This window comes from Helicobacter sp. MIT 01-3238, from assembly GCF_003364135.1.
GTDB lineage: Bacteria > Campylobacterota > Campylobacteria > Campylobacterales > Helicobacteraceae > Helicobacter_B.
In genome coordinates this window covers 24,772-37,410 of the sequence record NZ_NXLN01000018.1, presented here as the reverse complement: position 1 = coordinate 37,410, position 12,639 = coordinate 24,772, and the positions used below count along the sequence as shown (strand labels likewise).

The window sequence follows — 12,639 nt, the reverse complement described above, 5'->3', positions numbered from 1 at the left end:
AAAAATTTTAAAAACTAGCCGATTTTGTAGCTACCCAATGGATTGAATCAAATCAAGTCCAACTTGTAGAAGTCAAATACAATCAAATCTAGCTTGATGAAGCTTTGTTTGATAGCACTTCTTTGCAAGTGGATTACTTAGCAGAGTTGCCTTTAATGTGTGATTTTGCTTAAGTCTTTTTGATTTTGATTTCATATTTTCGCCAACAATTCTAGTTGATTCTCCAAAGAATCCTTATAAAACTTCTGCATAAACCCAGAGACTTAGATAAAGAGGGATAAAATGTCAGCCACAAAAAAACTCACAACCAGCCAAGAATTAGAAAAGTTGTTTAAAACCGCAGAACCCAAAATGGTGTCCCACGAAGCCATAGCCCAGATTCTAAAAAAGCCACCAAACCAAGCCCAAGTCAAAAAAATCAACGACCTTGTCAAAAAGTATAAATGCGCACTTTTGAGCTCATCAGAGCTTGCAAAAAAGCTAAATAAGAAAGACAAAGAGGACGCCGATAGGGAGCGCAGAGAATTTATAGAAAACGAACTAGATAGTGAATTTGACTTTATGAAAGATAAAGAGCTACTTGAGTGGAGTAGGAGTGATAGTCCTGTGCGAATGTATCTACGCGAAATGGGGCAAATCGAGCTACTCACAAAAGACCAAGAAGTAGAGCTTAGCAAGCAAATAGAATTTGGGGAAAATATTATCCTTGATGCGATTTGCTCTGTGCCCTATCTCATCGACTTTATCTACGACTACAAAGACGCACTTATCAACCGAGAAAGACGCGTAAAAGAGCTTTTTAAGAGCTTTGATGATGAGGAGGACGGCGAGGAAGATGACTTTGATGATGAGAGTGTCGATGAGGGGAAATACGATGCAAAATACCAAGACAACAAATACGAGGATAGCGATAGCGAGCATAATGACGGAGAGTATAACGACATAGATGAGAGCAAACGCCCCATAACCAAAAAAGACAAAAAGCGTATCGAAAAAGTTATCCAAAGCTTCAAAGCACTAGATAAAGCAAAAAAAGAATGGCTAAAAGTGCTAGAATCTATGCCCGAGCAAATCTCGCTAAATAGCACCATAGATAGCAAAAAGGACAGCCCAAACAAAAAATCTAGCAACGAAAAAACAAGTAAGGAAAAATCTAGCAAAGACAAATCCAGCGCAAATTCTGCAATAAATGTCGTAGAAATCCCAGAAGATGAGCTAATGTATATCCTCACTCTAGCACACAAAAAAGAGCTACTAAAAGACAAACTACTTGACTTAGGACCCACAAGCAAGCTAATCAACGAAATCGTAAAAGCTATGGAAAATAGCCTAAGAAGTGGCGATGGGTTTGAGAGAGAGCTTAAGCGACTTGAGTATAAGCTACCTCTATTTAATGACATACTTGTGGAAAATCACCAAAAAATCCTTAGCAATATCACCAATATGAGCAGAGAGGATATACTAAATGCGATTCCAGAAGCCACAATGCTAAGCGTGTATATGGAGCTAAAAAAGCTATTTCAGACAAAAGAAGCAAGCGAGGGTGGGTTCAACCTAGAGCCAGAGAAGCTAAAAGAGATTTTGGAGCAAATCAAGCGGGGCAAAACTATCAGCGACAAAGCAAAAACAAAAATGGCAAAATCCAACCTCCGCCTTGTAGTCAGCATAGCCAAACGGTATACAAATCGTGGATTGCCGTTTTTGGACTTAATCCAAGAGGGAAATATCGGGCTTATGAAAGCGGTAGATAAGTTTGAATACCAAAAGAATTTCAAATTCTCCACTTATGCGACTTGGTGGATACGCCAAGCGATTTCGCGTGCTATCGCCGACCAAGCCCGCACTATTAGAATCCCAATCCATATGATTGAGACGATAAACAGAATCCACAAGATTATGCGCAAGTACACCCAAGAGCACGGCAAAGAGCCAGATACAGAATATATAGCCAAGGAAGTGGGGCTACCTGTGGATAAAGTCAAAAATGTCATCAAAATCACAAAAGAGCCTGTGAGCTTAGAAGCCCCTATCGGCAATGATGATGACGGAAAGTTTGGGGATTTTGTCGAGGATAGAAGCACGATGAGTGCTATGGAATATATCCTAAAAGAGGACTTGCGCTCCCAAATCGAAGATGTGCTAAATCAGCTAAATGAGCGCGAACGCTCTGTAATCAAAATGCGCTTTGGGCTACTTGATGATGAGAGCGACCGCACGCTTGAAGAAATCGGCAAGGAGTTAAATGTAACGCGTGAGCGCGTCCGTCAGATAGAATCAAGCGCAATCAAAAAGCTAAAGCACCCAAAAGTCGGACGAAAGCTAAAAAACTATATCGAAGAATAAGTCACCTAAAGTCCAAGCTACAAATGCACCAAATAGCATAAATACACGCAAAGTGCGCAAAGGTAATTTTGCAACAAAGAATTGCGATATAAGCTAGAAGCGTGGTAAAGTTGTGTAGTGATAAGCGTGGCTTTACACTAGCTAGATTTTATTTTGTAATGGATTTTGTAGGGCTAGATTTTGCAAAGTTGGATTTGACCAAGTTGGTTTTTGTGGAGTGAGATTTTGCCAAGTTAGACTTTGCGAAAGTTAGATTTTAGATAGGGTAGGTTTGTGTTTAAAAATTTGCTTGTGAGATTTGGCATTGTTAAGATTTTGGCGAACTATCATTGCTTGCTAGCATTGAGTGCGTTTGTGTGGGTTTGGCTATATAATGGCGAGTTTTGGCACAAAGTAAATACATACATAGCGCAAAATACGCACAATTTAACGATTTGTGATACTTACAAAACAAATGAAGCAAACAAAGCAAAATCTAATAGCGAGATTTCTACCACGCTTACTACACTTGCCACACCCACAACGGTTGCAACAAAAAACGCAAAAAACACAAAACAAGCATTACCAAAGCTAGATAACGCGCACCAAAGCTCATCTAGTCATAGCACTTCTAGTGCTTTATCATCGCCCCCCCCCCCTCCAAAAATCCACACTTTAGAGCAAAATAAAATCAACCAATGCAGCACCAGCTCTACTAGCCCTGCCAAAGATTCTAGCGCACAATCTTTTGCTAGATTTTGGATAAAATCTAGCATTTTTCTAGCGACTTTTTTACTTCTTTGGGCTATGCTAGAAATCCTTGTGTTTCGCGCTTATGCCAAGTCATTGTTAGGTGTATTTTTTGTGGTGGCAGGGGTTTGTAGCTATTTTTTAGATTCATTGCATATTAGCTTTAGCGCGTCTATTATTGATTCTTTTTTGCAGACAAATCCGCGTGAAGCAAGCGATTTTCTAAGCCCTAGTTTTGCACTGCATTTTGGGATTTTTGTGGTGTTGCCCTTAGTGATACTTTGTGCTACACACCTTTCTGCCAAACGCCACAGCAAAGCACTTACGCCAAAATCACACAAACCAAAAATCCTGCTAAGCCTGCTTGCAAGTATAGCTTTGCTATATGCTCTGCAAGGGACAAGGATAGTAGATGTTTTTAGGGAGCAAAGGCTACTTTTTGTGCTAAACCCATTTGCCCCCATTCGTGCAAGCATAGATTTGGCTATTGATAGAGCAACAACACCTAGCCACTACACACATCTGGGCGAAGACGCCACCACAAACGCCAAATCTAAGCTATTTGTCCTTGTGATAGGAGAATCCGCCCGAGCGGCAAATTTCCCTTATAGTGGCTATGATAGAGACACTACTCCTCACACGGCAAAAGTAAAAAGCCTAGTATATTTTAGCGATTTTACTTCTTGTGGCGTGATTACGGCGATTTCTGTGCCTTGCTTGCTTACCCACTATCCGCGCAAATCCTACACGCATAGAAATCTAAGTCTTTATAGCGATTCTGCGCTAGACATCGCCAAAAAAGCAGGATATGAAGTTTATTGGGTTAGCAACAACGGAGGAGAGTGCATAGGTGGCGTATGCGCTCGCTTGGACAAAGAAAAAATCATCTACTTCAACCAAAGCGGACAGCTAGATGCTGATATGCTCCCTACGATAAAATCCATAATCACCAAAAACACTCTAGCCAAAAGCAATACCCTGCTTGTAGTCCAGCTACAAGGAAGCCACGGAGCGCGCTATGATTTGCGCTATCCAAAAGAGTTTGAAATCTTTAGCCCTGTGTGTGCCAATAACGAGCTTAGCCAATGTCAAAAATCACATATACAAAACGCCTATGATAATTCGCTTATTTACACGGATTTTGTGCTTGCTTCTATCATTTCCCTGCTAAACCACACAGCGCAAGCAGATATTGCGCTGTGGTATATGAGCGACCACGGAGAATCTCTAGGCGAATATGGGCAATATATGCACGGAGGATTTCCCTACTCTCTAGCCCCACAAGTCCAAAAGCAAATCCCATCATTTCTGTGGTTTAAGTCCAACCCCGCCCTTACGCAAAAGCTGCAATCTATCAAAGACAAGCCATACTCGCACGATTTTGTATTTCACACGCTTCTTGGACTTCTAGAGATAAATACCAAAGACTATGACAAAGATTTAGATATATTTAGAGATTAAATCCCGCAGATATTTCGATTTAAGCCACGCTTTTTTAGCATTCTCACAAAATGCTACTTTGATTTTGGGTTGTGCGAATATTTATAAGCACCTAAGTCTTGCTAGCTTATTTTTCACTATCTTGGCTAGTGTCTTTTGGATTGGCAGAATTAGCAAAATCAAAACCGCTAGATTCCAAATTTGTAGAATCTAGATTTGTGGAATCTATATTTGTAGAATTGCTAGATTTCGCAGAGTTTGGGGAATCCAAATCGCCAAAATCCGCTTGCGTTGCTTGTGTGCTAGATTTTGGCGTGCTAGATTCTTTTTTGGTAGATTTTTCTTTTGGCTTACTTTTGGATTCTGCGGATTTTTCATTAGCTTTTTCATTGGCTCTTTCACTTGGGCTAGCCTCTTTGCCAAAATCTTTTTTGCTAATCTCTTTGCTAGAATCCAAAAGTTTAGAGTAGTCCAGCTCATCGCTAAAACTTTTTATTCTTTTGCTTTTTTTACCTTTTTTATTTGTGCCCAAACCATACCCACTATCTTGCAATGCCCGATTTGGCAGGGCTTTGTTGGGGTAGTATGCGTTTTTGTATTCGCCGTTATTTAGATTTTCTAGATAGATACAAGAATCCCCATCTTTTTTTAGGCAGCCCTTTTCCCAAAAGTAGCGCATTCTCTCCTGCCTCACTTCCTCGCTTGGCACAAAGTGTGGCAATGGATACTGATATATCACCCCAGATAGTGCGCAATAATACCCCACACCTCTATCACACATTGCCACCGTCATTCTTAAGCCCTCATTTGCCACCTTTATCGCGTTTGTATCTCCATTTGGCTGCAAAAAATCATAGCTTAGGCGATAGCACCCCCAGCCCTCGCCCATTTCACAGGCTTTTTTGTATAGCCACTCTACTTGGATATTTCGCCCGATGAGTTCCCAGATATGCACCTGCATTTGAGGGTATTGAGATAGCATAATCCCCAAAAACGCGCAGGACTGCCCACTTGCAATGCTTGGCTTTTGGGTAGCCATAACAAGGCAAGCATTTTTTAGCGTGAGGGCTGCCCTCTCTAGCGGGATACTCCACGCTTTTTTATCGCCATTTTCCTCATAGGCATACACCCAGCACGCAAGCCCCAAGCGATACTCGCACGCTTGTTTTAGTAAAGCCATTTGCCCTTTTATATCTCGCTTATATAGAGCATATCTCGCACTTGAAGTTTGCTCCATAAGCGCGAAAAAGCGCGTTTTTTCTTCTATGCCAAATCGCTCCAAACTAGCCTTATTTGCACATCCACCAAGTAGCACGATAAGCACACCACAAAATAATCCTGCTAATGCCATATTTGCAAGCAAGATAGTACTTTTTAGATTTGAAATATTCAAAATATGCTCCTTAAAGATTTTGTTGCTTTTATGCGAGATTTTGGGCGAATTTTTGCAAGCAAACGCGCATTTACACATAGATTTGATTTTTAAGCAAACAAATTTTATGCCAAATATATGCTACGAAATTTTGCTCATAATTGCGCAAAATCCAAGCATTCCACAAATCTAGCTAAGTTTTTTTTCAAAAAACTTTTTGCATTTTTGCCCAAAAACACAAAATCTCATTCAAACTCATTGCAACAAGTTAAGAAATTATGAACTTATCGTGTATTTTGGCTTTTTTGAGCGCGTTTTTTAAGCAATGTGGCAATAGATTATTTATTCTACGCTAAAATCTGCCAACTTTATGGTTGTTTGGATTTTGACTGCTTAATACTTAGATTTTAAGGATATACCTTGTCTTCTCATAATTCTACACAATCTCATAAAACCTTTACTTACCGCGATAGTGGCGTTGATATTGATGAGGGAAATGCGTTAGTTGATTCTCTAAAATCCATTGTAAAGCGCACTTTTGATAGCAATGTCATCGGCTCTATCGGCTCTTTTGCAGGAGCATATTCGCTTCCTAGTGGATACAAAGAGCCTGTTTTGCTAGCTTGCACTGACGGCGTAGGCACAAAACTCCGCCTTGCCATAGAGGCAAAAAAACTTGATTTTGTCGGCATAGATTTAGTGGCTATGTGCGTAAATGACTTGATTTGCAATTTTGGAGAGCCTCTGTTTTTTTTGGACTACTATGCCACAGGCAAGCTAGACAAAAACGAGGCTTTGCGCGTGATAGAGGGCATAGCAAAGGGTTGTCAAATCGCAGGGTGTGCCCTCATAGGTGGCGAGAGTGCAGAAATGCCATCAATGTATGCAAAAAGGGATTTTGACTTAGCAGGATTTAGTGTGGGAATCGCAGAAAAAGCGTCTTTGGAGCTACCAAATAGCATAAAAAAGGGCGATATTTTGGTGGGATTCCCAAGCAGTGGTTTGCACTCAAATGGCTTCTCGCTTGCTCGCAAAGTGTTTGCAGAGAAAATGGACTTTAGCGATGAGGTATCAGCACTAGATTCTAGCTCTCAAAGTGGCATAAAATATGTCAAAAAGCCACTCATAGACGCGCTTTTAGAGCCTACGACTATCTATGTTCCTCTATTTAGACAAAAAAGAGAGTTTATCAAATCCCTAGCCCATATCACAGGTGGTGGCATACTAGAGAATCTGCCTCGCGCTTTGCCTAAGCACTTGGGCGCGTCTGTAAGTATAGATGCTATCCCTGGCCAAGAGATTTTTGAGCGTTTGTGCGGATTTGTAGAGATAGAGGAAGCATATCGTGTGTTTAATATGGGTGTGGGACTTATCGCGTGTGTGGAGGAGAGCAATGTCGATGAGGTTTTGCGCGGAAGTAATGGCTTCGTGCTAGGGGAGGTGGTAAGCCAAAGTGGTATCACACTCAAAAAAGGCAATGACATTGTGATAAGGGGGGAGAGTTGAAATCTTTTTTTAGAGTATATACGCTACCATTTCTTGTTCTCCTAATCGGGCTAGTTATGTATTATGTTATGTTTATCAAAAGCAATGAACGATATAGCGAGCAAGTAGAGGACACTTCTAGCTTCACTCGGCACAACCATTACCAAAGCAATAATTTTGAGGATTCTAACCTTTTGAGTGAGTTTTTTTCCTCCATAAAGAGAATCGTGCTAAATAGCAATCCAAATGAATATCCAAAAGAGGAAATAAACGCACATTTCACACAAAACACCGATGAATATGCTACGCAAAGTTTGCAAGAAAACCAAGAAATAAAACAAAATGATGATGGGCAGTTTTCACAAGAGAGTGTGCAATACAGCACGCAAGGCACACAAGATATACTTGAGAATGACAAAAGTCCTACTCAAAACTCTGCCCAAAATCTTGCCCAAAGCCAAGCCACTTCTCAAGCCACTCAAGCTATTGAGCCTACCAAATCCCCTCAAACCTTGCTATACTACACTACCACTAGGCTAAATGTGAGAAAAGAGCCAAGTATAAGCGCACCTCTGCTTAGCAGGCTAGCAAGTGGCGAAAAAGTCAAAGTCATTAAGTTTAACGATGAGTGGGCACAGCTAGAAAATGGAGGCTGGGTAAGTGCTAAGCTACTAACTTTGGAGCGAGAGGATTCTAGCTTGCAAGACACGCAAATGTATACTTCGCTTGTAAATGCAAATATACGCCAAAAGCCTGATAATGATTCTCCTATCGTAGGCTCGGTGCTAAAGGGCGAGCGAGTGCGTGTCCACTCCATAGCAAATGGCTGGGCTAGACTACTAAGTGGTGGCTATATCGCACTTAGATTGCTTCAAAAAGATAGTGATTAGATTTTAAGAAATCATCATTTATGAAATATCTTTGCGTATTTGGCAATCCTATCGCCCACTCCCTCTCCCCGCTTATACATAATTTCGCTCTAGCAAAATTAGGCTTGCCTTTTATGTATGGCAGATTTTGCCTTGACAATGGAAAAGACTTAAAAAATACATTTTTTCGTCTAAATCTTAGTGGGGCAAATATCACCGTGCCATTTAAAGAGCACGCCCTCTCTCAAGCCGATGAGCTAGATAGTCTAGCCCAAGAAATCGGCGCGGTAAATACCCTAGTGCTAGAATCTAGTGGCAAGCTAAAGGGATACAACACCGATGCGAGCGGGTTTGTAGAGAGTATAAGGGATTTTATGCCAAATCCCGATTTTGCTCCACGCACGGCAAAAAGTGCACTAGTGCTTGGTGCTGGTGGCAGTGCCAAAGCTGTGGCGTGTATATTGACAAAATATGGCTTAGAAGTGCAGGTGGCAAATCGCTCAAAGCGGGATTTTTATGCTTCGCGTGGGATTGAGTATTGTCTTTTTAGCGAGCTAGAAGCAAGGGATTTTGACATAGTCATAAACGCCACAAGTGCAAGCCTGCAAGGCGAGCTACCATTGCCTAAAAATCTACTATCAGAGATTTTTACTCGCTCCAAACTTGCTTATGATTTGATGTATGGCAAAAATCTAACACCATTTTTAGCCCTAGCAAAAGATTGCCACATAGACTACAAAGACGGCAAAGATATGCTTTTGTGGCAAGCAGCAAAAGCCCTAGTGCTTTTTATCTCTGCTGAAAATACATCTAATCTTTACCAAGAACACCAAATCTATGCCCTAATGTCTCAAGCGATAAATAGCCACAAAGCATAAACACCCCAAAAGAGTAAAAAAGTGAAAGAGTTTCTCACCTCACTTTGCTTAGGCACAAATGAGATTCCCAAAAAATACTCCTCTATCTATGAGCAAATCAAATCCTGTGGTGCGATAGAAAATCACAAAAGCAAAAAGCATCATAATTTTTTTAAGCTACATTGTAAGTTTGGGATTTTTAGCGTTAGCAAACCAAAATCTTCACTTGCAAAATCTATTTTTTTGCAAGACATTACCAAAAGACGCAATGACATAAGGCTATCTCTCAAAAATACACCAAAATCTTTGGAAAATGGCGAGATTGTGCTAGCACTTTTGGCGGGTAGATTTGTGCGCGTCATCAAGTCTTTATCAAGCCATAGCACCAAGCACACCCAAAAACAAAATCTAATCTACCTAGAAAAGCAAAAAGGCAAAATCATCGGCATAAACTTCCAAGATGGCGAAATCTCTACCCTGCCTTTTTCGCAAAAATCCTTAGAGCAGTTGCCTTATCACTGCGTTTTTAGCTATGAAAACATAAAACCAAAGATAAATAAGATTTATGGTGTGCTAGAGGAATCAAAAGTCGATGAAGCTATCGCACTATTTTTGGCAGATAGGAAAGAGGAGTTTAGCCAAGAAGCTAAGCAATTAGCCCAAAGCTTTGGCGATAGGGTAGAGCCAAGTTTATATACAGATTTAAGCGGTGGTTTATGTGGCAGTGAGGCTGGCAGAAAGGCTGGTGGAAAGGTTTGTGGTAGAGTGGATTTATCCAAGCTAGATTTTATCACTATTGACCCAAGCGATGCAAAAGACCACGATGATGCGATTTACTATGATGAAAAAAGCAAGGTTTTGTATGTCGCTATCGCTGATGTGAGTGAATATGTCCTGCCAAAAACCGCGCTTGATGAGGAAGCAAAGCAGCGACTTTTTAGCCTGTATTTTCCGCACAAATGCCACCCTATGCTACCACAAGAGCTAAGCGAAAATCTATGCTCACTCAAAGCAAATGAACTAAAGCTAGCACTTGTATGTGAGATACACTTCCACACTACTTCATCGCGCAAAATCACACCCAAATCCACCAAAATCTATGAAGCCCTAATTACCCCCAAAGCAAATGTAAGCTATGAGTATATCGATAGTCTTTTAGACACGCTAGAATCAGCTAAAAAATCGATTTTTAAGCCACTAAAAAGCCTTGCAAATCCTCGCTGGATTTTGTCCTTTTGGTATATCGCAAGTGGGCTTAAAAATGAGCGATTAAAAAAGGGCTTTGATTTTTTCACAAAAGAGCGCAAGATGACTTTGGACAAAGAGGGCGAGATAGAATCTATCCGCACGATTTTGCCAACTCGCGCTCATAGCCTTATCGAAGAAGCTATGCTACTTGCAAATGTGAGTGTGGCAATGGCTTTGGATAATGCACTAGGAGGCAAGGGAATCTATCGCACTCATAATCCACCTACAAAAGATAGGCTACACGCACTCTTTGGCGAGATAGCACAGCTTGGCTACACCATAGAGAAAAGTAGAGCAAAAAAGCCACAAAATGACTACTCCAAAAATATCCACTCTCAAATCGCCTACTTACAATCCCTAGCAAGCACTCAAAAAGAAAAAGAAATCATTGATAAACTCATCATCAAATCCCAAAAAGAAGCGCGATATGATTGTAGTAAAAATGAGCACTTTGGGCTAGGGTTTGAGGCTTACACACACTTTACTTCGCCTATCCGCAGATATAGCGATATTTTAGCACACAGACTTATAAAGCTACTTTTGCGCTCTAGTGGCACGCTAGATATTAGTTTTGCCAAAAATCTATCCTCCTCCTTGCCAAACCAAAAAAATAAAGAGATTGCAAGGCATATCAACTTCACCCTAGAATCTATCCGCATAGCCACACCTCTGCTAAATGATGCAGAGCGAGGAATCGCTAAATGTGAAATGTGCTTCAAGGATAGAAAATATGCTAGAAGTGCGCAAAAATGGCAAGGGGAGTCTATCTATATTCGCATTATAGATGAGCGATTCCCCGCTATTGGCGTGGTGGATTTTACAGAATCTAGCGAGGAAGCTAATGATAAATCTAGCAAAGCAAAATCTAGTGAGACAAAATCCCCCACGCCACCCACACAGGCTACACAGAGCACACAGCTTGCACGCGCTGCGCAACAGGCAGCAGTGCAACGCACGCCAAATGCTGCTTTGCAAGAGATTTTGCAAGGGGCGCGGGTTTTTGTGCGAGATTCTAGCTTGCAAAAGCACGCTACATATCTAGCACAAATCGCCCAAGTAGAGCTAGGCAGTGCTAGAATATATGCAAACATACTTGATACAAGCACCCAAGTGGATTCTACACCAAGAGCAAAATCCACCAAAAAACCAAAAAATAAGCACAAAACAACCAAAAAACAATCAAGCCAAAAGCACAAAAAGCAAATCAAACAAAAAGCAAATAATGTATAATACTCGCCAAATCATCTAAACCACCCACAAACCACATAAGGAGTGCGCAAAATGCCAAGTGATACACAATCTAGCACACAACCAAATGACATAACTTCCAAAAAAAGCTATTTTCAAAAAAAATTTGCACTCATTTTTGCCCCTATCACAAATCTACTCAAACTCGCCAATTCACTAAAACAACAAACATTCAAACTGCTAAAAGAGATTTATCATTTTTTGACTTACAAAGAGGAAATGTTTTATTACGCTTCATCACTTAGCTTTTATACGATTTTCGCGCTTATACCTATGCTTTTTATCACTTTTTCTGTCCTGCTTGCATTCTCACATTTCCAAGACAAAATCAGCGATATTCAGCACCTTATCATCTCAAATATCCTCCCTGCCAACGCCGAAGTAGTCATCAAATTTATGAATACATTTTTGGAAAACGGCTCAAAAATGGGAATGGTAGGCGTAGTAAGCGTGTTTATCACTTCATTGCTATTTTTTCGCAACTACGAATACATTACCTCCAAAATGTTTGATTCTACACCGCGCAAATTTTTTGATTCTCTTATAATGTATTGGACGATGATTACGCTATTTCCGCTAGGTAGTGTGGTGATATTTTATTTTAGCGCAAGCGCACAAGGACTATTTATGCAGGGAGGGAAATCCTTGATTTATAGTGATTTGTTCTCTTGGCTTGCTACTTGTGTGCTATTTCTCATACTTTTTCGTATCTCGGCAAACAAGCCATTGCACAAAAGGACTTTGTTTTTTAGCTCATTTACTTCTGGCACTGTGTGGTTTGCACTCAAAAATCTTTTTGTGTTTTATATCACTTACAACAAAACCTACGCCACGCTATATGGCTCGGTATCAATTATCCTTTTTCTAATGGCGTGGATTTATGTTTCTTGGCTTGTTATGCTATTTGGTATGCGCTCTTGTCAAGGGGTTTTAAAATGGCTTAATATCGAGCAAAAAGACACAAATCAAAAAGAAGCACATAATGAAACAGTATAGTAGATTTTGCTTATCTGCATATATTTGCACGATAATTTTAGAGGCGATTTGA

8 protein-coding genes are annotated in these 12,639 nt (G+C 40.5%); 7 read left to right on the top strand and 1 reads right to left on the bottom strand.

Annotation, left to right across the window (positions count from 1 at the left end; all coding sequences use genetic code 11):
• Positions 1-282: 282 nt before the first annotated feature.
• On the top strand, positions 283-2,343 hold the full coding sequence (gene rpoD, locus CQA40_RS07200) for an RNA polymerase sigma factor RpoD (protein WP_115520216.1): 2,061 nt from the start codon (positions 283-285) through the stop codon (positions 2,341-2,343).
• Between the two features lie 273 nt (positions 2,344-2,616).
• Entirely contained in the window at positions 2,617-4,533 is a 1,917-nt protein-coding gene (locus CQA40_RS07195; RefSeq protein ID WP_115520215.1) for a phosphoethanolamine transferase, read from the top strand.
• Between the two features lie 106 nt (positions 4,534-4,639).
• On the opposite strand, the gene CQA40_RS07190 is transcribed toward CQA40_RS07195, so the two are convergent.
• Positions 4,640-5,905 (bottom strand): hypothetical protein, encoded by a 1,266-nt coding sequence (locus CQA40_RS07190; RefSeq protein WP_115520214.1) that lies wholly within the window; start codon positions 5,903-5,905, stop codon positions 4,640-4,642.
• A gap of 399 nt (positions 5,906-6,304) precedes the next feature.
• Between CQA40_RS07190 and purM the strand changes: the two genes are divergently transcribed.
• From purM to CQA40_RS07165, 5 genes are read left to right on the top strand one after another with little or no spacing between them, the layout of a single operon-like run.
• Positions 6,305-7,390 carry a phosphoribosylformylglycinamidine cyclo-ligase gene (gene purM, locus CQA40_RS07185; protein ID WP_115520213.1) on the top strand — a complete coding sequence of 362 codons (1,086 nt, stop codon included), beginning with the start codon at positions 6,305-6,307 and terminating at the stop codon, positions 7,388-7,390.
• Positions 7,387-8,259, top strand: coding sequence for an SH3 domain-containing protein (locus CQA40_RS07180; RefSeq protein ID WP_115520212.1), 873 nt, complete (start codon positions 7,387-7,389; stop codon positions 8,257-8,259). The genes purM and CQA40_RS07180 overlap by 4 nt, the downstream gene beginning before the upstream one ends.
• A 20-nt stretch (positions 8,260-8,279) precedes the next feature.
• Positions 8,280-9,116: a shikimate dehydrogenase gene (locus CQA40_RS07175; protein WP_115520211.1), complete on the top strand. Its 837-nt coding sequence runs from the start codon at positions 8,280-8,282 to the stop codon at positions 9,114-9,116.
• Positions 9,117-9,137: 21 nt separating this feature from the next.
• Positions 9,138-11,573: a ribonuclease R family protein gene (locus tag CQA40_RS07170; RefSeq protein ID WP_115520210.1), complete on the top strand. Its 2,436-nt coding sequence runs from the start codon at positions 9,138-9,140 to the stop codon at positions 11,571-11,573.
• A gap of 51 nt (positions 11,574-11,624) precedes the next feature.
• Positions 11,625-12,587, top strand: coding sequence for a YihY family inner membrane protein (locus CQA40_RS07165; RefSeq protein ID WP_023928294.1), 963 nt, complete (start codon positions 11,625-11,627; stop codon positions 12,585-12,587).
• Positions 12,588-12,639 lie beyond the last annotated feature (52 nt).

Bases quoted from the DNA above. Each gene is read 5' to 3' on its own strand.
- CQA40_RS07175 (WP_115520211.1), top strand. From the start codon at position 8,280: ATGAAATATCTTTGCGTATTTGGCAATCCTATCGCCCACTCCCTCTCC.
- rpoD (WP_115520216.1), top strand. From the start codon at position 283: ATGTCAGCCACAAAAAAACTCACAACCAGCCAAGAATTAGAAAAGTTG.
- CQA40_RS07165 (WP_023928294.1), top strand. From the start codon at position 11,625: ATGCCAAGTGATACACAATCTAGCACACAACCAAATGACATAACTTCC.